The sequence below is a fragment of the Pseudocitrobacter faecalis genome (genome assembly GCF_965231525.1).
GTDB lineage: Bacteria > Pseudomonadota > Gammaproteobacteria > Enterobacterales > Enterobacteriaceae > Pseudocitrobacter > Pseudocitrobacter faecalis.
In genome coordinates this window covers 1,201,193-1,221,924 of record NZ_CBDDNJ010000002.1, presented here as the reverse complement: position 1 = coordinate 1,221,924, position 20,732 = coordinate 1,201,193, and the positions used below count along the sequence as shown (strand labels likewise).

Below are 20,732 nucleotides of genomic sequence, written 5' to 3'. Positions count from 1 at the left end.
GCAGTAGACTATCTGCGGGTGCTTGAGGCTATCTGTCTCAGGCATTTGCAGGATGGCAGATAGAGAAAAGCCCCAGAATACATTCAACGTCTTGCAGGACGTTTAACATGCATCTGAGGCCATATCTAATGCTAGACACATTAAGATTAGCCTCTTACTGGCCTACGGGTCAAGGAGTAGACGGCTATGAAGCAGTACAAGGCGATGCTTATCGCCCTGATAATTCTGTGTGTCACCACAATTCTGGTGGTGCTGGTCACGAGAAAGGATCTCTGCGAGGTCCGAATTCGAACTGATCAAACGGAGGTTGCTGTTTTCACGGCTTACGAATCCGAGTAAGAGCACCGGCGGGGGTTATCCCCGCCACTCTTTATATGCTAGCTCTCTTCTTCATAGCACCCTTTTATCCCGCTAAGCCCGCCTCGGCGGGCTTTTCAATGCGCCATTACCACCAGGCGTGAAAATGATGTACCGGGCCAATCCCGCTGCCAACTTCCAGCGTATCGGCTTGCGCCAGCGCGGCAGAAAGCCAGGTTTTCGCTTCCAGCACCGTATCGCCCCAATTGCTATGGCGCGGGCGCAGTGCCGCCAGCGCGGCTGATAATGTACAGCCGGTGCCGTGGGTATTTTTGGTATTGACGCGCGGCGCGGTAAAACGCTGCTCGCCGTCGCGGGTAAACAGCCAGTCGGGGCTTTCCGCGTCGTCCAGATGACCACCTTTCATAAGAACGGCGCCGCAGCCCATCGCCAACAGCGCACGCCCCTGCTCCAGCATTTCTCGCTCATTACGCGCATGCGGTGCATCCAGCAATGCGGCCGCTTCCGGCAGGTTCGGCGTAATTAATGACACTTGCGGTAGCAGGCGTTTACGCAGGGTTTCCACCGCCGAAGGCGAGAGTAGCGCATCACCGCTTTTCGCCAGCATGACCGTATCCAGCACCACATTTTCCACCCGATGGCGCTGTAATCGTTCCGCCACGGCTTCAACGATGTCCGTTTCCGCCAGCATACCGATTTTGGTGGTGTCGATGCGCACATCGTTAAACACGGAATCCAGCTGCGCGGCGACAAAATCCGGTTCAATACGATAGACCGACTGCACGCCATGGGTGTTTTGCGCCACCAGTGCGGTGATCACCGAACAACCGTATGCGCCCAGGGCGGAGAAGGTTTTCAGGTCAGCCTGAATACCCGCACCACCACTTGGATCGGTACCCGCAATAGTTAATGCATTAATCCGTTTCATGCCAGTGCCTCCCCATTCAGTGCATACAGCGCATCTAAAAATGCCGGGACAAAACTGCCCGGCCCGTTATCCTGCGCCGCTCGACCGCCAGCCTGTTTCATAAAGGCGCAGGCTGAGGCAACGTTATCCAGCCTGTCGCCCGGCAGCGCACAGCTTGCCGCGACGACCGCCGACAATGCACAACCCGTCCCCACTACGCGGGTCATCAGCGGGTTACCGCCCGTGACCGCGACAACGCGTTGTCCATCGGTGATGTAATCCACTTCGCCCGTCACCGCGACAATAGTCCCAATTTGACGAGCCAGCGCCTGCGCCGCAGGTAGCGCAGCGGCGGCCGTATCCGTAGTGTCCACGCCGCGCCCGCCCGCGCTCATCCCCGCCAGCGCCATAATTTCAGAGGCATTCCCCCGAATGGCGGCAGGTTTTAAGGTCAACAGGTCGTGGCAAAACTCGGTACGTAGCGTTAACGCGCCCACGGCGACAGGGTCGAGAGTCCAGGGTTTACCTGCGGCATTCGCACTCAACGCGGCGGATTTCATCGCCTGCGCGCGCGGCTGCGTCAGCGTGCCGACGTTTATCAATAACGCATCGGCAATGGCAGAGAACTGCGCGGCTTCCTGCGCATCAATCACCATCGCGGGGGATGCGCCGAGCGCCAGCAGTACGTTAGCGGTAAAGGTCTGCACAACGTCGTTAGTCATGCAGTGAACAAGGGGGGCGTGATGACGAAAAAGATGTAACGAATGCGCGATTTGCGCGGGGCTAAGCGGCTCTGCTTGCATGGTTTGCTCCTGCCAGAACGTCCAGAAGCAATGACCTGACGGTCTCTGACTTCCCTACGCCGGCATTACAAGGGAAATTTACGTTTATTTTATCAGGAATCTGGAGCATAGGTAACAGCTGGATTTGACAAGAAAATCCTATGTCTGCGTTCATCTTTTTTTCTCGTCCAGGCAGGAGAAAAAGAAGATTTAACCCTACTGATTTTCGCCATCTAAAGGTAGCGTGAGTGACGGTGTTCGTGAAGCGTGGTGACGTGAGAAAGGCCAAAGGTAAAGGTGGGGAAAGAGAAAACCCTTAATCATGCAGGATTGTCCACGGAATTTTCGATACAAAGAGCCCCGTTAAAGCAGGCAAATATTTTGGCTAATCCCATAAAGGTTAGTGAGTCCTTCTAAAAAGGTATCACAGAAACTCATGATGTAAATATTGGTAGCCATGGGGGCCAGAGCTTCTCGCCCTTCTTAAAATTGATATTATTTTTCACAGCCCGGTGAAATATCTTAATACTGCTAACATTAAATAATCACTTAACTCCCACGGCAGAACTTATAACAACATGTTTTTAAAGACACTGATCCATTCAGAACGATAGAAAGTTAGATTTAATATCTGAATGTACTGTTAGGCACTGTAAGAAAAGCAAGCCATCAGCAAGAGCACGTCTAAATCCGGGTCACTTCAGCCTATTTGATTGTTATTCTCATTAACTACTTAACAACTTGAATTATTATGTTTATTAGAAAAATCGCATACCCGCCAATTGAAAAATATTCATGATTAATTGTGTTGACTAGTTACTCTCGGTAAGCAATTATGCGCATCCAGAACTTATTTTACGAATCGAAATAAGTTATAAATTTGTTAATTAATCATCAATGCCGTGATGATGCAAACCCTTATTGAGCGCCCTTGTGGATTGTTCAAATACCCTCTTAACCTGTTCCGTGTGAGGGTACTTTTAAGAATGTATCGGGGTTGTTATGAAACGTATTATTTTATGTGTTGTTCTTATTGTGTTACTGATTATCGCTTATTTCGTAGGTGGCGCTACTTATAAGGTTTACAAAATAAACAAGGCTCATGAAGCCTCTTTAAACAAAGGCTAGGTAATATGAAATATGTTTTTGCTGCTGTTCTGGTTTCTACTGTTGTGCTTAGTGGTTGCGTTGTCGCTAAGTCGCATCATGAAAATGATATTAAGGCTACTCATACTGCACAAGTAGAAGAAAGTTACACTACTGAGCAAGTAGCCGCACCTGGTGTCGTAGATCGTCTACACGCTATCAAGTTCACAGGAAATGATTACATTGATGGTAAGGATGTTCCTATTGCCGTTAGTGTGGGTAATGGCTTCACTAAGGCTATGATCCAGGACGAACCAGCAAAGATTACCCGTAAGAATCCTAACTTTTATGAAGTCAAAGGTAGTGGTTATATTATTTCTATCGCCCTTGATGATACGGGGGTAGTTAGCGCTTCCTGGAATCATACCAAAGGCCGCGCTCATGGTGGCTTAAACATCATAAAATAATTAAAAAATAAATCCGATCGTTATCAAGTAGTTAAGGTGGTTTTTAACTACCTTAACTAATTTAATATAAAACAATACCTTGCCACATTTGTAGCAGGTCTCTATATATCGTATTCAATGGGAATAAAACCCATTACGTTTTAAAGTTCACTTAAGAGATTCATTCAATGAAAATTTCTATTATCGCTGTGGTTATCACTGCTGCTTTTTCTTTTTCTGTTAACGCTGCTACTGGTACAACTTATGACTCTATTCAAGATGCACGTATTAGCTCTTTAAATACTAACTCTAATGCTGCCTTTCAACAGATTAACGACAACAAAGTAGACCAGGACGCTTATAACAATCAAATAGCGACCTCACTCCATACAGTGGATAGCAAAGCTTCACAAGCTAAAGATACTGCTGATGCTGCACAAGTTGTTGCTGATCGCGCTGATCAACAATCTATTTCTAACTACGTTGCTATCAGTGATGAAATTGCACAGCGTCAACGTGTAGAGCATGACTTACAAAACCAGGTTCAACAGGTGTCGGCAAGCCAACAAAATTACGCCACACAAGCTGACCTGCTCCCCGTTGATTAGTACACCCCGATGTTAGTAATGTCTTCATAAGCCACATGAGGACATCCCCATGAAGAAGCGTTTTTCCGATGAACAGATCATCAGTATTCTCCGCGAAGCCGAAGCTGGGGTACCCGCCCGTGAACTCTGCCGCAAGCATGCCATTTCCGATGCCACGTTTTACATCTGGCGTAAGAAGTATGGCGGTATGGAGGTGCCTGAAGTTAAGCGCCTGAAGTCGCTTGAGGAAGAGAACGCCAGACTCAAGAAGCTGCTTGCCGAAGCCATGCTGGATAAAGAGGCGCTTCAGGTGGCTCTTGGGCGAAAGTACTGACGACAGACCAGAAGCGGGAAGCCGTGATGTTGATGTGTGATGCGACCGGTCTGTCGCAACGTCGTGCCTGCAGGCTTACAGGTTTATCCCTGTCGACCTGCCGCTATGAGGCTCACCGTCCGGCTGCTGATGCGCATTTATCAGGGCGCATCACTGAGCTGGCACTGGAGCGCAGGCGTTTTGGCTACCGTCGTATTTGGCAGTTGCTGCGCCGTGAAGGGCTTCATGTTAATCATAAGCGCGTGTACCGGCTTTATCACCTCAGTGGCCTGGGCGTAAAACGCAGAAGACGTCGTAAAGGGCTGGCAACAGAACGTCTGCCGCTGCTCCGTCCGGCGGCGCCCAATCTGACCTGGTCGATGGATTTCGTCATGGACGCACTTTCCACCGGTCGCAGGATCAAGTGTCTTACCTGCGTCGATGATTTCACAAAGGAATGCCTGACGGTCACTGTTGCCTTTGGGATTTCAGGCGTTCAGGTCACGCGTATTCTGGACAGCATTGCACTGTTTCGAGGCTATCCGGCGACGATAAGAACTGACCAGGGGCCGGAGTTCACTTGCCGTGCACTGGATCAATGGGCCTTTGAGCATGGTGTTGAGTTGCGCTTAATCCAGCCGGGCAAGCCAACGCAGAACGGATTTATTGAGAGCTTTAACGGACGATTTCGCGATGAATGTTTGAATGAGCACTGGTTCAGCGATATCGTTCATGCCAGGAAAATTATTAATGACTGGCGGCAGGATTATAACGAATGCCGCCCGCACTCCACGCTGAATTATCAGACACCGTCTGAATTTGCAGCGGGCTGGAGAAAGGGTCATTCTGAGAATGAAGATTCCGACGTTACTAACTGAGTGTTGTATCTAATCGTGGGGGCAGGTCAAAGCCAACGTTGATAAAGTTGACGCTCAACATAACTCGCGTCTTACGGCACTTGAGAATGCCCCTAAACCTATGAATGGTAAAGATGGTGCGAAAGGTGATAAAGGCGATACTGGCGCACAAGGAAAGCAAGGTTTAACGGGCGCTACTGGATTAAACGGAAAAGATGGAAAAGCCGGAATTAACGGGCGTGATGGAAAGAACGGAGTTAACGGCGTAACATCCACCGTTACGAAAGTGCAAGTCGATACAGCTACTCAAAGTACTGTTAAACGTAACAGCACTTCTACCGCCAGTAACGCTGCTGATTTGAAAGCTGTTCACCAGGCGCTTAATAAACTTTCTGCTGCTAATAATAATTTCTCCTCTTTGAAAGATGAAGTTGATAGCAATAAAAAAGAAGCTCGTTCAGGTAGCGCCGCAGCGGTTGCTATCGCTTCTATGCCTCAAGTTGAAGCAGGCCAAACAATGATGTTCTCTGCTGGCGTGGGCACTTTTAAAAGCGAATCAGCGTTAAGTGTTGGTGCTTCTCTCCATGCAGGTAGCAACACAGTTATTAAGGCTGGTTTAAGTACCACGACAAATAACGATTTCGCTATGGGAGCGGGTGTTGGCTTCGGATTCTAACGAAGAATTCTTTTAGAGCCTCTTATTTAGAAGATTCATCAAAGCTGATTATGGAAATCGCTTTCAGCTTCTTACTAATAACGTTACTGAGTTAAAGGAAATAATACAAAAGGAGGTGGCAAGAGGTAGAGCAAGGTAATAAAAAATATCAATTACAGTAAGGTAAGTTAATGAAATCTCTTTTTGCTGTAGTAGTGGTGGCGCTTGGGCTCTCTGGATGCTCTACACGCCCCACTACCCTCTCTAATGAGGCGTTGTGTAGTCAGTACGGTAAAAACCTCTCACAAGGTGATGAGGCCGCTTTAAACAGCTATTGGAATGAGATCGACAAGCGACAATTGAATCTTGATGATTGCTCTTTCCTGGCTACGCTAGCTTACTATTATAACGTTGAAGCAGTTGATAGCTAAGCCATATGAACAAGCCTCTTACGGCGGACTGCGCCCATAAATTGGACAGTTAATGTTAAGCGGCTTTCAAGGCCTGGATTCGGTATCAACCGGACTCAGGTCTTTTCATTTCAGACTTAACCGCTCATTGTTATAATAATGTATATAACCCTCTATCGCCTAAGCAAGGTAAAGAACTATCCTTTGAAAAAAAGATTGCTACTGTTAGTAGACAACCATCTAAAGTTTAAGATGGATGAAATAAGAACTCATACCATTCAACAAAACAAATAAGGGTTGCAAACGATTTTTAATTCATTCAAATAACACTCTTTCCAATGTTTGCTGTCGTGATAATGTTCTTCTGATCAAGATGAAGCATTAGAGAATTAATCTGGCAACAGTGGAGCCCTTAAGAAAGTTCATTCTTACGTTGCTGTATGTCGTGATGAATGAGTAATGTACGGGTTTTTCTCAGCCTTCACGAAGGAAGGGCCCCTGAATCATCAATACAACAAATTGGTTTATCGCGACAGGTTACGGCAAGTGCCGGGCGGAAGCAAGCCGCACAAACCATTTGCAATCCCCCCATCATCGGCCCACAATTATTCACAAAGGTGATGGCGTTCCACCTTTCCCAACCGCCCTGCTGGGGCTGATGACGCCTGGTATACCCTCTTAACATGGAGGTATGTCAGGCTGTCTGTCGTTTGAAGACCCGCGCATACCTCGCAACCTGACGAGGTTTTTTTATGCCTGTTTATCACCATGCGCTGGTGCTGATTAATAGCAGCCTTGATGGCATTCCCCTGCTTGATCACGCCGCAAAAATGGCGCAGGAGAACGCGATGACGATAACCATCGCGCATATCAGCACCGATTATCGCGCCCTCAATTATGTCTCTGACAGCCTGATGGATGACGTGGTTTCGCAGGAAGTCATTCAGGCCAAAGCCCTGTTGAGCGAGCTGGCGGAATCCGTTTACCTACCGGTACAAACGCTGGAGTTAGTCACGACCCGTCGCTTTGAAGATGTCGAATCCTGTATCCGCGATCGCCGTATCGATCTGGTCATCGCCGGGCATCACAATCGCTTGCTGGGCGTGCTCGCCTCCCACTCCCTTGAGTACATCAACCACTTGACGGTGGATGTGCTGATCAAACATTTAGCATAAGGATTTACGCGCGTGATGTATCGTTCATTACTGGCCGTTATAGTGGGCGGCTCAACCGGGTGTGTGATTCGTTGGTGGTTGTCGATGAAACTGAACAGCCTTTTCCCGAGCCTACCACCTGGCACGCTGGTGGTTAATCTGGTGGGTGGTTTTATTATTGGCGCGGCGCTGGCGTTCTTTTTGCGCCAGCCGCAGTTAGATCCGGCGTGGAAGTTACTGATTACCACCGGTCTTTGCGGCGGGATGACGACCTTTTCCACTTTTTCGGCGGAGATCGTCACCCTTTTGCAAAACGGCAACTATCTGTGGGCGATGATTTCCGTGATAACTCACGTGGTGGGATCGCTCCTGATGACGGCTGCCGGGTTCTTTTTGATGACGCTGGTTTAGCGCGCCAGCGACGCCGCCATTCTCACCCAGGTATGGCGGCGACCGCGAACGGCCATTGAAAACGCATATAATGCTTGCGGATCCGCCATGCCTGCGACGCCAGCATCGCCGAAGTTATACATATCGGCACCGCAGCGTTTACTGGCGAGCGCAATCTGACGCACAGTCTCTTCGTCTGCGCCTTCCTGGCTGCTGCTGAGCGTGGTGATGCCCACGCCACCGGCGGCCTGGATAGCCTCCAGCGCGCGCGTGACTTTTTCCTCTGACGCGCCACGACATCCGGCAGGCGCAGGAACAATGACGCCATCTGCACCCGCCGCGACGTAACTGGCGTATTCCAGTGGTTCGGCAACGCCGGACGCATAGAACTTCGCCACCAGAATCAGCTTATCGGTCATACCGCGAATCTGGCGTAGCGCGTCAATGACGCGCGAAGCGGTGACGCCCGGTTTGTCATACGCCGTCAGGCAGTAAAAATCCGCCTCCTGTAGCAGCGCGAGGTTGCTCAGATTACAGGCGCGAGGATCGTCCAGCGAGGGATCGGCGAGCACTTCCATACTGACACCAACCAGTCGCCCCGTCAGCGTTTTGAAATGGGCAAGGTTCTCGCATCCCTGAATCGCCTGAGTGCGGCAATTCATTCCTTTGACTAATAACAGGTCGCACCCAAACGCACAAAGCAGCTCGCCATTCGTCACTTCACCATAAAGCGGACTGGCGCTCGCCGCGACTTCAGCCATAAGCACCCGTCCTTCCGAAGCAATAATCGCTTGTTTTAACTCACCGGCGCTAACACATTTAGCAAAATCATGCGTGCGGCAATTCAGAATCCGTTGCATAAAAACTCCTTACGACAAAGTTATCAGAGAAGGCGATGGCTGATGGAACGCGCGCTCCAGAATCTCCAGATTGGTCAACGCCTCCAGCTCGCTAACATAGTTCGCACATCCGGTCGTTAATGTTTCATACAACGCGTCATACACGCGACCATAGTCACCTTTAACCGCGGGAATATACACCTGCTGGTTGTTGCCCTGCCCATCGATGTAGTCCAGCACGCCCGGATGTTCTTCCGCGGCGAATAACGGATTATCCGGCATAATGTTGGCTTTCAGGCTGGTTTCCTGCTGATCGATTTCATCGCGAATAAAGGTGCCCCGCGTTCCGTGAACCAGGAATTTAGGATACGGTTTTTTCACCAGATGACTGGTTTTAATAATGGCTTTCATGTCGCCATAAATAAGCTGTGCTTCGAACGTGTCGTCAGGGTTATCCGGCTGGCGCAAATGACGCAGATGGTAGTAAACCTGCTGGGGGCGTCCAAATAATGCCAGCATCTGGTCGAGCGTGTGTACGCCAAGGCCATAAAATGCGCCATCAAAATGACCTCCCGGCTGACGTTCTGCCTCTGGGCGGAAATAGTCGAAGTGGCTCTCTACCTCCACAATTTTGCCAAGCTTGCCACTTTCAATAGCCTGTTTCATGGTCAGGAAACAGCTATCAAAACGACGATTCTGGAAAGGTGTTACCCGCAGCCCTTTTTCACGTGCCAGCGCGAACAGTATTTTCGCTTCATCGACGGTGGTGGTGAACGGTTTTTCAACCAGCACATTTTTGCCATGCTCAAGGCAGAGTTTGGCATAAAAAAAATGGCTATTCGGAGGCGTACAAACCGTAACCAGTGAAATAGATGCGTCGTTTAAAATATCCTCTACCTGCGAGGTAAACTGGATACCGACATATTGAGACTGCTGTTCGCGTGCGGGAACCCGTACCCGGTCAAATATTCTGCTGACGTTAAACTTATCCTTGCGCACCAGCACATAGGGCAGATGATAACGGGTTGCGCTTTTTCCAAAGCCTATAAAGGCGCAATTAATCACAATTAACCTCCAGTGTATGTTGTGCTCTGTTATTCAAAATAACAACAGCGTCTTCGATGGCAGATTTACCATCCAGCTTGCTGAAGTACTCTGCATTGATTGCCATTACCGGACAGGCGTTGTCGATGTTCTTAATAATGGATTCCTGCATATACACCACCTGCGGGCCAAGCAGAATCAGATCGGCTTTCTGATACTCCTCTTCTATACGGCCAATATTGATGGCGTACACATTGAGCGCATAACCGCACTCCTCGGCGTATTTGCGCATTTTGTTCGCCATAATTGACGTCGACATACCTTCGTTGCAGGTCAAAATAATGGTTTTATTGCGCAGGACGGTGAGTTCAGCAGCCTGTTTCTCAGTGGATAATGAATCGACGAGCGTTTTCACTTTGGCTTCCACAATCGTCTTTTCATAGGCCATCAGGAAAGGCAGATAAATCATTACGCCGAGCGCCAGTAAAGCAACCTGCAAAATAACGTTGCGAACATCGCCGCCGGATCCTAACCAACCGGAGAGCAGCGGTGGCACAGACCACGGAACGAAAGCGACTATTCTGGAGACCATGCCCAATTGCGTAGCGAAATACGCAATCACAAAGTTAATTTGTGGGTAAATGATGAAAGGGATCATGATCAGCGGGTTATACAACACCGGGAAACCAAAAATGACCGGCTCGTTAATATTGAATAACCCCGGCGCCAGCACCGTTCGCCCCAGTTTTTGATGGCTTGAGACTTTACTGCGCAGAAATATCGCCAACAGCAGTGCAAGCGTGGTACCCGTGCCGCCCATATGCCCGTAGAGATCGCGAAACGGCAGCACAATAATGTGCGGCGGCATATCGCCCCGGGCAAACGCGGCCATATTTTCCTGCATCGCGACCAACAAGGGAGGCTCAAGTATTGGGTTAATAATGCCGGATGGGTGAATACCGAGGGAGAACAGGAAATTGGTGAGCGTCGTCAGCACCAGAAAACCCGATAAGTTCGTGGTCAGGTGCACCAGTGGTGCCTGAATTAATGCCTGAATAATCTCGTGAACCTCTTTGCCCGTTCCGGCTTTGACGCCCGCCGCCAGTAGCGCAAAAGCCAGTACCACCAGGATTATCGAAAACATCGACTGAAAGGATTGCGTTACCATTGGCGGCACTTCATCGCCCATGCGTATTTGCAGCCAGCGGGTTTTGGCCACCCACAGGAAAAGGTCGGTGGCGACGATAGCGGTTAAAATCGCCATAAAGACGCCGCCCGCGTTGGTCAGCCCCAGCGATATCACCCCGCCAACGGCAACCGCCGTCTCGCTATTAACTGGCGTTAACAGTACTTGTTGCGGCATCAGCACCAAAAATGCCGCCAGCGATACCATCGCCGGAATCATCGGCGCGGCGAATTTACGCTTGCTGGCAATGCTCCAGGCAATGAGCACCACCAGCATCAGCGCCAGAATACTCATCGTTCCGGTCAGAATACGGTCGCCAATACTTCTGGCCGCCAGTAGCGCCTCGCTGGAAAACCACTTCCCCATCATGCCATTAGGATCAAGAAAAACGTAGTTGACCATAATGAACAGACCCGCCAGCACCAGAAACGGTACGGTGATAATAAAACTGTCGCGCAGGCTTCGAAGATGAACTTCCGACGCCATCTTCTGCGACGCGTCTGTGATGCGCGTTAAGAGGGTTGCATTGCTCATGACGCCGCCTGTTTTTCTGTGAGCGACAGCGCGTGATCCAGTACCGCTTTGGCATTAATTCGCCCGAAATCCACCGGGTTAATTGCACCAACCGGGATTTCGTCATTAACACGCTGGCGAATAGAGTCGAGCAGATAGCTTATTTGCGGGCCAACCATAATAACATCCGCCGTGCGATAATGTCCTTCGAGCGCCGATTCAGGGATAGCCCAGGCTTTAGCTGCAATATTGTCTGCCTGGGCGACTTCATTCATTTTGTTGCACAGAAAGCCTGTGGACATACCTTCGTTGCAGAGAAGCAGAATACTTTTCATCATTCATCCTTGTTTTCAGTTTATTAATGCGCCGGGTTATCCTGTGCATTCAGCACTTTTTCATAAAGCATCAGAAATGGCAGATAAAGTAATACGCCCAGCACCAGAAGAATAAATTGCAGAATCACGTTGCGATAATCCCCACCGCTGGCCAGATACCCGGAAATTAAAGGCGGAACAGACCAGGGTACGAAAACGACGATTTTGGATACCCATCCCCATGCCGTCGCATAATACGCGAGGACATAGAGAATTGACGGAATAAAAGTAAAGGGAACCATTAATATGGGATTAAAGATAATGGGAAAGCCAAAAATAACCGGCTCATTAATATTAAACAGCGTAGTTGGCATCATCGTACGTGAGAATGAACGCAGTTCTTTGCGTTTACTGCGGATAAAAACGGCGATAATCAGGCACAGCGTAATGCCCGTTCCCCCCATTCGGCCATAGAGGTCACTAAACGGGCGCACAATGATATTTGGGATTTCGCGACCTGCGGCCCAGGCATCCATATTCTGCTGCATGGCGACTAACATTGGCGCTTCCAGAATCGCGCCAGTGATCCCGCCGGGGTTGATGCCAAGTGAGAAAACAAAGTTATTGATGATATCGATGAAAATATACGCCGGCAGGCTCGTTGCCAGGCCCAACAGCGGTTTCTGAATCACCTTGTTAATTAACTCATGGAGCTCAACGCCTGCGATAACCACCATAAAATAAGAGACAAAAGCAAACAGCAGCACGGTAATCATCACTGCAAACAGAGTGTTAAAAGATTGAATGACCGCAGGCGGCACATTACCTTCAATGCGAATTTGCAGGCGTCTGTTTTTACTGATGCGGATAAAGAGTTCCGTTGACAGCCCACCGCAGACCAGCGCCACAAAGGTTCCACTGGTGCCAAGTAGTGCGTACGGTACCGCGCTTTTAACCATCACCTCTGCCGTTGCGCCCTCGGGCGTTAAGGCGTTCAGCACCGGCATGAGGACGAATAAACAACTGACGGCGACCAGCGCTGCCATCAGCGGATTAGCAAACTGACGGTTACGCGCCAGGTTGTAGCTGAACACCAGACCAATCAGCATGCCGAGGATATTCATGGTTCCATTAACCACTTTATTACCAACTGTTTGCCAGGAGGATAACGTGGTATCGGCAATTATCCCCGATAAGATCCCACCGGGATTAATCACCACGTTATTAATCAAAATCATCATTCCGGACAGGACTAAAAAAGGTATTAACATTATGAATGCATCGCGCATCGTGCGCAGATGTATTTGTGAACCCATCCACTGAGCTAATGAAAGTGTTTTCTTCAATAAGATATCTTTCATGGCATGTTCCCGTATGAATTATTTAATAAATCACAACAATGAATACGCAATATTAATTATCTATATGAATATTTTATTTATTCATTACCACCGACAGGAACAAGGATGTCGCCGGGTTAGACTCAAGTCAATGCCTTTATTTTAAAAGTAGACTACTTTTAAAATAAATGAGATCTGGATAAAAATTTAGCATCTGCGATATACTGCCGCTGAGATAAAAGGAGAGATGCGTTGCGCCGATATATTGAAATATCAAATATAATCAGAGAAAGAATTAAGAATAAATTATATTTGCAGGGTGAAAAGATCCCCTACGGGCATCAGCTTTGCGAAGAGTTTAGCTGCAGCAAAATTACGCTAAATAACGCACTGGATATTCTGGTTAATGAAGGCTTTATAACCCGTCAACGCGGGCTGGGAACGGTGGTGAAAACCGCAACACCACAGCCATTGCCGCAGACGGGAACAAGAAATCCGCCTATCCTCGGCGTAAGCACCCTGAATGCCGCGCAAGGGCATAATGTCAGTAGTCTTTTGCTGGCCTTTGAAACGGCTAACCCGCCGCCAGATATCGCTGCACACCTGGCGATAAGCGTCGATCAATTTTCCTGGCATTTTCGCCGCGTGCGCTATATCGACGAACTTCCGCTTTCAATCGAAGAAACCTGGATCCCGCTGCGCATTCTGCCCGACTTTACCCGCCAGGATGCGTTGGGTTCGGTGTATCAATATGTGGAAAAAACGCTGAAAAAGATCCCGGCCAGCAGTCATACCCAGTTTTCCTCGCTGCCGAGCGATGCAGACGCGCAAACCTGGCTGAAACTCGCACCGACCGAGCCGGTGAGCGTGACACGTTCCGTGACCTATCTTAACGATGGTCAGCCGTTCGAATTTTGCGTAAGCCACTATCACTATCAACGCTTTAACTATAATTCTGTCGTCCAGCGCCAGGGAAATTAACCCCTGCGCTGCACCAGCGCTTCACAGCGTTCCTTCACCGCTTCATACAACAACCGCACCGCAGGCGAGAGCTGCTTGCGATGCGGGCAAATCATATTCAGCGGCACGCAGTCGCCTTCATAGTCTGGCAGCAGCAGTTTCAGGCGGCCCTGAAAGACATCTTCACTGACGTCGAGCCAGGACTTATTGGCAATGCCTTCCCCGGCAATTGCCAACCGGCGAATCACTTCCGCATCATCACTAATAATTGTGCCATTGACCTGCACCTCGTGGGTTTCCCCCCCGGCAGTGAGCGTCCAGCGATCGAACAATCGGCCTCGCAGCACATACGTCAGCGCATCACACTTTTCTAAATCGGCAGGCGTTACCGGTTGGCCATTTTTGGCGATCCACTCTGGCGAAGCGACCAGTACACGGCGATTATCCGGTGCGATCGGCAGCGCAACGTATGATGCGTCCTCATTGGTGCCGTAGCGAAATGCCACATCGACCGGATCCTTAAACACATCCGTCACCTGGTCTGAGAAAAGAATGCGTAGCTTAAGCGCCGGGTGACGCAGTCGAAACTGGCGGAAAATACCGAGCAGCAGATTTCGCCCCAAATCAGAAGGCACCGCAATTTGCAGCGTACCGCGAATTTCATCATCCGGCGTTTGGATCTGCTGAAGCCCGGCCTGCATCGTTTCCAGCATCTGCGTAGCATAAGGCAGCCAGGTTTCGCCCTCCGGCGTCAAGCGCAGACTGCGCGTTGAGCGGGCGAACAGACGGATATTGAGCGCCGTCTCAAGACGCTTAATGGCGGAACTCACCTGCGCAGGCGGCAGACCAGCCTCGCGCGCCGCTTCGCTGAAACTGCTTAACGCCGCTGCGCGCACGAACAGGGTTAAATCTTCCAGCCTGAGCATTTTCACTCCTCAACGATAAGTCCTGTCGCCGCGAATGGATTTTTCCGGCAAATATCACCGGATAATATCATTCTTAGAGTTTACCCAACATCACAGAGGTGGTTATGAAAGCGATTGCGATTACTCAGGCAGCTGGCGCGCACGGCAATATTGAAGCATTAGAAGAAATTACCCTGCCCGTTCCCGTGGCGGCGGGCCACGATTTGCTGGTAGAAGTCAACGCCATCTCCGTTAACCCGGTCGATACCAAAGTGCGTGCCGGTTTTAGCGGCGACACGCCGCGCGTACTGGGCTGGGATGCTGTCGGCGTGGTGAAATCCGTTGGCGAGAAGGTCACCCTGTTTAAAGCGGGCGACGAAGTCTGGTACGCAGGCGCGTTAACGCGTCCAGGCAGCAACAGCGAGTTCCAGTTGGTCGATGAGCGTATTGTCGCCCTTAAGCCGCGTTCGCTGGATAACGTTTCTGCCGCCGCCCTGCCGTTAACCTCCATTACTGCGTGGGAACTGCTATTCGATCGCCTGGGCATTCAGGAAAATGGCAATGAAGGCGACGTACTGCTTATTGTTGGTGCGGCGGGCGGTGTGGGTTCCATTTTGACTCAACTGGCGCGCAAGCTTACGAAAATGACGGTGATCGGCACCGCATCGCGCCCGGAAACGCAGAAATGGGTCGCGGATGCCGGAGCACATTACGTTATCGACCACAGCAAACCTATCGCTGAAGAACTTGTTCGCATCGGTATTCCGGCAGTGACGCACGTCGCCAGCCTGACGCACACGGATAAACACTATTTGCAGCTGATTGAAGCCCTCGCCCCACAGGGCAAACTGGCGCTGATTGACGATCCTGAAACCCTGGATGCACGCCCGTTAAAAGCCAAAAGCATCTCACTGCACTGGGAATTTATGTATACCCGCTCGATGTTTGAAACGCCGGATATGATTGCTCAACATCAGTTGCTGACTCGCGTCGCCGCATTGATTGATGAGGGTGTGATCAAAACGACGTTGGGCGAGAAATTAGGAGCGATTAACGCGGAAAATATTCGCCAGGCGCATCGCCAGCTTGAGACCGGGAAAACCATGGGCAAACTGGTACTGGAAGGCTTCTGAGGCGGCGCTGTTACATTTTTTACTAAAAAACCTATTCTGTGATACAAAAGAGCGTCGATCTGCCTGTTAATTTTAAGAGAAAAAGGCAGACTCTACACCCTTAAGCATTCTGGTTATCGTTGGAGAAAGAATGGGTAAATGTAGATTATGGCTTCTGGCTGGCCTGATGGCCGCCGGAACCGCCTTCGCCGCGCCAGGCACGGGCATTCAGAAGTATGAACTGAAAGAGTTTGTCGCTGATTTCACCCACTTTAACATCGGGGACACCGTTCCTGAGATGTACCGTACTGACCAGTACAACATCAAGCAGTGGCAGCAGCGCAATCTGCCTGCGCCAGACGCGGGAACACACTGGACTTACATGGGCGGCAACTACGTGCTGATTTCTGACACGGACGGGAAAATCAGTAAAGTTTACGACGGCGAAATCTTCTATCACCGTTAATGAAAGAGGCGCATAACCCGCCTGGGTTATGCGCCTGAACGCTTATACCGCGCGGAAGGCAATTTCGCCGGGGATCACTTCACCCTGCCAGTAAAGCTGGGCGGCGGTTAAATCCGCCAGTCGACGATAAATTTGCGTAAATTCACTGTCCGGGCGATTCACCACCGTCGGGGTGCCTTTATCCAGATCTTCACGCAGGCTGATGTGCAGCGGCATCTGACCCAGCAACTGGGTATGATATTTCTCCGCCAGTTTTTCTGCGCCGCCGGTACCAAAGATAGGTTCGTGGTGACCACACTGGCTGCAAATATGCATGCTCATGTTTTCCACGATGCCCAGCACCGGCACTTCCACTTTCTCAAACATCACGATGCCTTTTTTGGCGTCGATAAGCGCGATGTCCTGCGGGGTGGTAACCACCACCGCGCCGGTAACCGGAATGTTTTGCGCCAGCGTCAGCTGAATGTCACCGGTGCCCGGCGGCATATCCAGCACCAGATAATCGAGATCCGGCCATAAAGTCTCCTGTAGCATCTGCATCAGGGCTTTACTGGCCATCGGGCCGCGCCACACCATCGCGTTATCGTCGGTAACCAGGTAACCAATCGAGTTTGTCGCCAGACCGTGAGCCATAATCGGCGCCATATGGGTGCCGTCTGGTGAGGTCGGACGCTGATTTTCCGCGCCCAGCATGGTCGGAATTGACGGGCCGTAGATGTCAGCATCGAGAATGCCGACTTTCGCCCCTTCCGCTGCCAGCGCCAGCGCCAGGTTGACGGCTGTAGACGATTTCCCTACCCCGCCCTTACCCGAACTCACGGCAATAATATTTTTCACGCCATTCACACCCGGCTGATTTTTAACGCGCTTCAGCGTGGCGATGTTATGGGTCAGTTTCCAGTCGATCGCATTCGCACCCGTGATGCGCAGCAGGTCAGCACTGCATTGCTCTTTCAGCTCTTCAAACGCGCTATTCCAGACAAACGGCATTTGCAGCTCAATGTGCACGGTGCCATCCAGCAGCGCCACATGGTGCAGCGCCTTCAGCGTGGTGAGATTATGCTTCAATGTAGGATGCTGAAAATTAGCCAGCGTCCCGGCAACCATCGCGCGCAGGCGCTCGGGGGATGTGGCCTGGGATTGAGAACTCATCCCGACTCCTTTGTTCTTGTGAGTAAACCTTCGTTGAACAAGTTTACCTGAAACACTTAGGTTTGTGCTTACTTAATAATGCCCCTTTTGGTAATATCGAAAACCCTTTTCACTACATAAGAAGTAATGTTCATTATGACTCAAGTCGCGAAGAAAATTCTGGTAACGTGCGCTTTGCCGTACGCCAACGGCTCAATCCACCTCGGCCACATGCTGGAGCATATCCAGGCTGATGTCTGGGTCCGTTACCAGCGAATGCGCGGCCACCAGGTAAACTTCATCTGCGCGGACGATGCACACGGCACGCCGATCATGCTGAAAGCTCAGCAGCTCGGGATTACCCCGGAGCAGATGATTGCCGAAATGAGTCAGGAACATCAGGCTGATTTTGCTGGCTTCAACATTAGCTACGACAATTACCATTCAACGCACAGCGATGAAAACCGCGAGCTGTCGGAGCTCATCTACGGTCGCCTGAAAGAGAACGGTTTTATCAAAAACCGCACCATCTCTCAGCTTTACGATCCGGAAAAAGGCATGTTCCTGCCGGATCGTTTTGTGAAAGGCACCTGCCCGAAATGTAAATCGCCGGATCAGTACGGCGATAACTGCGAAGTGTGCGGCGCGACCTACAGCCCGACCGAGCTTATCGAGCCGAAATCGGTGGTTTCCGGTGCGACGCCGGTGATGCGTGAATCGGAGCACTTTTTCTTTGACCTGCCTTCCTTTAGCGAAATGCTCAAAGCGTGGACCCGCAGCGGCGCGCTGCAGGAGCAGGTGGCGAACAAAATGCAGGAGTGGTTTGAATCTGGCCTGCAACAGTGGGATATCTCCCGTGATGCACCGTACTTCGGTTTTGAAATCCCGAATGCACCGGGCAAATATTTCTACGTCTGGCTGGACGCGCCAATCGGCTACATGGGCTCTTTCAAAAACCTGTGTGATAAGCGCGGTGACACCGTAAGCTTTGATGATTACTGGAAGAAAGATTCCGACGCCGAGCTGTATCATTTCATCGGTAAAGACATCGTTTACTTCCACAGCCTGTTCTGGCCTGCCATGCTGGAAGGCAGTCACTTCCGTAAGCCAACCAACCTGTTCGTGCACGGTTATGTGACGGTCAACGGTGCGAAGATGTCAAAATCGCGCGGGACTTTCATTAAGGCCAGCACCTGGCTGAACCACTTCGATGCGGACAGCCTGCGCTACTACTACACCGCCAAGCTCTCTTCACGCATTGATGATATTGACCTCAACCTGGAAGACTTCATCCAGCGCGTGAACGCCGATATCGTGAACAAAGTGGTTAACCTGGCATCGCGTAACGCAGGTTTCATCAATAAGCGTTTCGATGGTGTGCTGTCTGCTGAACTGGCTGACCCTGAGCTGTATAAAACCTTCACCGACGCGGCTGCCGCGATTGGCGAAGCGTGGGATAGCCGCGAGTTCGGTAAAGCGATTCGTGAAATTATGGCGCTGGCTGACGTGGCTAACCGCTACGTTGATGAACAAGCGCCGTGGGTCGTCGCGAAACAGGAAGGTCGCGATGCCGACCTGCAGGCTATCTGCACTATGGGCCTGAACATGTTCCGCGTGCTGATGACCTGGCTGAAACCCGTGCTGCCATCGCTGACCGAACGTGCCGAAGCGTTCCTCAATACCACGCTTGAGTGGGATGCTATCGCCCAGCCGCTGCTGTCGCATAAAGTGAATCCGTTTAAAGCGCTCTACAACCGCATCGAAACCAAGCAGGTTGACGCGCTGGTTGAAGCGTCGAAAGAGGAAGTGAAAGCCGCTGCCGCACCGGTCACCGGCCCACTGGCAGACGATCCTATCCAGGAAACCATCACCTTTGACGATTTCGCCAAAGTGGATATGCGCGTGGCGCTGATTGAAAACGCGGAGTTTGTTGATGGCTCAGATAAACTGCTGCGCCTGACGCTGGATCTCGGCGGAGAGAAACGCAATGTCTTCTCCGGCATTCGTTCTGCGTATCCGGAACCTGAAGCCCTGATTGGCCGCCTGACGGTGATGGTCGCCAACCTGGCCCCGCGTAAAATGCGTTTCGGCATCTCTGAAGGCATGGTGATGGCCGCAGGCCCTGGCGGGAAAGATATCTTCCTGTTAAGCCCGGATAGTGGCGCACAACCAGGTCAGCAGGTGAAATAACCTCCCGCATAAAGCGCTGCTCCGGCAGCGCCCTTATTGCTGGCAAAGTGCGTCTGGTACTTGCCGGATGCGGCGTAAACGCCTTATCCGGCCTACAAAATATTGCAGAGACCTTGTAGGCCTGATAAGCGCAGCGCATCAGGCAATGTTGAGTTTGCCATCAGTCTTAGCGCTGCTCCTGCAGCGCTTTTTATTTCTATCCCGAAAATGTCCCTCCGCAGCTATGCTTTTTTCTTTTTGGCTATATGATAATAGTTTGCATTTGCCAAAAGGAACTCTCATGCGCAAACTTCGCCCTACTCTCACACTGATTATCCTCTGCCTCGCGGGCAGCCTGCTGGGCTGCGATAACAAAGAGACACCTAAAGAACCGCAGACCTATGTCCAGAGCATTGCCGCCAGCAACACGCCAGAGGAAAAAGCCACGTTCTTTAATGCCGTCAACGGTGTTGAGATTAAAGTGACCTATTACTACAAAGGGGATGTCGTCCTGCGCCAGGATGTCGATAACAAAATGACCTACGCCAGCGCAGGCGTGAGCAACAAAGAAGAAGCACAACGGCGCTTTGAGCAGATCAGTAACGCGTACAAGAACACGGCCGGTGTGACGGAGACCATAAATTACCAGGACAATTATGTTACAGAGAACATCACCGTTGATTACACCAAAGCCAGCATCAGCGAGCTGTGTAAACTTCCGGGCACATCATTGACCGATTGCAACGCGCAGTATTTATCAATGATTCTTTCGGAGAAGATGGTCTTAAAACAGGGATTTAAGAAAGAGTAATGATGAAGCCGGGGAAGCATTGCCCCGGCTAAAAATG

22 protein-coding genes and 1 riboswitch are annotated in these 20,732 nt (G+C 50.6%); of the genes, 13 read left to right on the top strand and 9 right to left on the bottom strand.

Features of this window, described 5'->3' with window-relative positions:
- Window positions 1-186 precede the first annotated feature (186 nt).
- A complete protein-coding gene (locus tag ACOXYR_RS06350; RefSeq protein WP_421356377.1) occupies window positions 187-339 on the top strand; it encodes a Hok/Gef family protein in 153 nt (50 codons plus the stop codon).
- A gap of 106 nt (window positions 340-445) precedes the next feature.
- On the opposite strand, the gene thiD is transcribed toward ACOXYR_RS06350, so the two are convergent.
- Together thiD and thiM are read right to left on the bottom strand one after the other, a co-directional pair.
- Window positions 446-1,246 (bottom strand): bifunctional hydroxymethylpyrimidine kinase/phosphomethylpyrimidine kinase, encoded by an 801-nt coding sequence (gene thiD, locus ACOXYR_RS06345; protein ID WP_350435583.1) that lies wholly within the window; start codon window positions 1,244-1,246, stop codon window positions 446-448.
- Entirely contained in the window at window positions 1,243-2,028 is a 786-nt protein-coding gene (thiM, locus tag ACOXYR_RS06340) for a hydroxyethylthiazole kinase (RefSeq protein WP_421356376.1), read from the bottom strand. The genes thiD and thiM overlap by 4 nt, the downstream gene beginning before the upstream one ends.
- Before the next feature lie 1,112 nt (window positions 2,029-3,140).
- Between thiM and ACOXYR_RS06335 the strand changes: the two genes are divergently transcribed.
- The 7 genes from ACOXYR_RS06335 to crcB all read left to right on the top strand — a co-directional run bounded on the left by ACOXYR_RS06335 (window position 3,141) and on the right by crcB (window position 7,926).
- Entirely contained in the window at window positions 3,141-3,560 is a 420-nt protein-coding gene (locus tag ACOXYR_RS06335; protein WP_113857253.1) for a hypothetical protein, read from the top strand.
- 167 nt (window positions 3,561-3,727) lie between these two features.
- Window positions 3,728-4,147, top strand: coding sequence for a hypothetical protein (locus ACOXYR_RS06330; RefSeq protein WP_421356375.1), 420 nt, complete (start codon window positions 3,728-3,730; stop codon window positions 4,145-4,147).
- Window positions 4,148-4,196: 49 nt separating this feature from the next.
- Window positions 4,197-5,317 (top strand): IS3-like element ISSen4 family transposase gene (locus ACOXYR_RS06325; RefSeq protein WP_096147877.1). Its coding sequence is split into 2 segments (ribosomal slippage): window positions 4,197-4,455 and window positions 4,455-5,317, totalling 1,122 coding nucleotides; the frame shifts between segments, so codons are not numbered across the junction.
- 100 nt (window positions 5,318-5,417) lie between these two features.
- Window positions 5,418-5,972: a YadA C-terminal domain-containing protein gene (locus tag ACOXYR_RS06320; protein WP_421355541.1), complete on the top strand. Its 555-nt coding sequence runs from the start codon at window positions 5,418-5,420 to the stop codon at window positions 5,970-5,972.
- A 170-nt stretch (window positions 5,973-6,142) separates the two neighbouring features.
- Window positions 6,143-6,382 carry a hypothetical protein gene (locus tag ACOXYR_RS06315; protein WP_421355540.1) on the top strand — a complete coding sequence of 80 codons (240 nt, stop codon included), beginning with the start codon at window positions 6,143-6,145 and terminating at the stop codon, window positions 6,380-6,382.
- A 586-nt stretch (window positions 6,383-6,968) separates the two neighbouring features.
- A riboswitch (Fluoride riboswitch) is annotated at window positions 6,969-7,036 on the top strand.
- Between the two features lie 77 nt (window positions 7,037-7,113).
- A complete protein-coding gene (locus tag ACOXYR_RS06310; protein ID WP_421355539.1) occupies window positions 7,114-7,536 on the top strand; it encodes a universal stress protein in 423 nt (140 codons plus the stop codon).
- 15 nt (window positions 7,537-7,551) lie between these two features.
- Window positions 7,552-7,926, top strand: coding sequence for a fluoride efflux transporter CrcB (crcB, locus tag ACOXYR_RS06305; RefSeq protein ID WP_108473705.1), 375 nt, complete (start codon window positions 7,552-7,554; stop codon window positions 7,924-7,926).
- Here crcB and ACOXYR_RS06300 read toward each other — a convergent pair.
- Genes ACOXYR_RS06300 through ACOXYR_RS06280 form a run of 5 tightly spaced genes read right to left on the bottom strand, consistent with a single transcriptional unit; the run spans window position 7,923 to window position 13,162 of the window.
- The gene (locus ACOXYR_RS06300) at window positions 7,923-8,765 is read right to left on the bottom strand and encodes a DUF7916 family protein (RefSeq protein ID WP_421355538.1); all 843 of its coding nucleotides are present in this window, start codon (window positions 8,763-8,765) and stop codon (window positions 7,923-7,925) included. The genes crcB and ACOXYR_RS06300 overlap by 4 nt on opposite strands.
- 9 nt (window positions 8,766-8,774) lie before the next feature.
- Window positions 8,775-9,812, bottom strand: a complete 1,038-nt coding sequence (locus tag ACOXYR_RS06295; protein WP_421355548.1) for an oxidoreductase — start codon at window positions 9,810-9,812, stop codon at window positions 8,775-8,777.
- Window positions 9,802-11,508, bottom strand: coding sequence for a PTS transporter subunit EIIC (locus ACOXYR_RS06290; RefSeq protein ID WP_421355537.1), 1,707 nt, complete (start codon window positions 11,506-11,508; stop codon window positions 9,802-9,804). The genes ACOXYR_RS06295 and ACOXYR_RS06290 overlap by 11 nt, the downstream gene beginning before the upstream one ends.
- Window positions 11,505-11,825: a PTS sugar transporter subunit IIB gene (locus tag ACOXYR_RS06285; RefSeq protein WP_421355536.1), complete on the bottom strand. Its 321-nt coding sequence runs from the start codon at window positions 11,823-11,825 to the stop codon at window positions 11,505-11,507. The genes ACOXYR_RS06290 and ACOXYR_RS06285 overlap by 4 nt, the downstream gene beginning before the upstream one ends.
- 20 nt (window positions 11,826-11,845) lie before the next feature.
- Window positions 11,846-13,162: a PTS sugar transporter subunit IIC gene (locus ACOXYR_RS06280; protein ID WP_421355535.1), complete on the bottom strand. Its 1,317-nt coding sequence runs from the start codon at window positions 13,160-13,162 to the stop codon at window positions 11,846-11,848.
- 231 nt (window positions 13,163-13,393) lie between these two features.
- Between ACOXYR_RS06280 and ACOXYR_RS06275 the strand changes: the two genes are divergently transcribed.
- Window positions 13,394-14,122, top strand: a complete 729-nt coding sequence (locus ACOXYR_RS06275; RefSeq protein ID WP_421355534.1) for a GntR family transcriptional regulator — start codon at window positions 13,394-13,396, stop codon at window positions 14,120-14,122.
- Here ACOXYR_RS06275 and ACOXYR_RS06270 read toward each other — a convergent pair.
- Window positions 14,119-15,027 carry a LysR family transcriptional regulator gene (locus ACOXYR_RS06270; protein WP_421355533.1) on the bottom strand — a complete coding sequence of 303 codons (909 nt, stop codon included), beginning with the start codon at window positions 15,025-15,027 and terminating at the stop codon, window positions 14,119-14,121. The two genes, ACOXYR_RS06275 and ACOXYR_RS06270, sit on opposite strands and share 4 nt — an antisense overlap.
- A gap of 104 nt (window positions 15,028-15,131) precedes the next feature.
- Between ACOXYR_RS06270 and ACOXYR_RS06265 the strand changes: the two genes are divergently transcribed.
- Together ACOXYR_RS06265 and ACOXYR_RS06260 are read left to right on the top strand one after the other, a co-directional pair.
- On the top strand, window positions 15,132-16,139 hold the full coding sequence (locus ACOXYR_RS06265) for a zinc-binding alcohol dehydrogenase family protein (protein WP_421355532.1): 1,008 nt from the start codon (window positions 15,132-15,134) through the stop codon (window positions 16,137-16,139).
- Between the two features lie 166 nt (window positions 16,140-16,305).
- Complete coding sequence (locus ACOXYR_RS06260) at window positions 16,306-16,584, top strand: RcnB family protein (protein ID WP_229837630.1); 279 nt, start codon at window positions 16,306-16,308, stop codon at window positions 16,582-16,584.
- A 42-nt stretch (window positions 16,585-16,626) separates the two neighbouring features.
- On the opposite strand, the gene apbC is transcribed toward ACOXYR_RS06260, so the two are convergent.
- Window positions 16,627-17,736, bottom strand: coding sequence for an iron-sulfur cluster carrier protein ApbC (gene apbC / locus ACOXYR_RS06255; RefSeq protein WP_113857260.1), 1,110 nt, complete (start codon window positions 17,734-17,736; stop codon window positions 16,627-16,629).
- A gap of 135 nt (window positions 17,737-17,871) precedes the next feature.
- Between apbC and metG the strand changes: the two genes are divergently transcribed.
- Both metG and ACOXYR_RS06245 read left to right on the top strand, forming a co-directional pair.
- A complete protein-coding gene (gene metG, locus ACOXYR_RS06250) occupies window positions 17,872-19,905 on the top strand; it encodes a methionine--tRNA ligase (protein ID WP_421355531.1) in 2,034 nt (677 codons plus the stop codon).
- 280 nt (window positions 19,906-20,185) lie between these two features.
- Entirely contained in the window at window positions 20,186-20,695 is a 510-nt protein-coding gene (locus ACOXYR_RS06245) for a YehR family lipoprotein (RefSeq protein ID WP_421355530.1), read from the top strand.
- The last annotated feature ends 37 nt before the right edge of the window (window positions 20,696-20,732 follow it).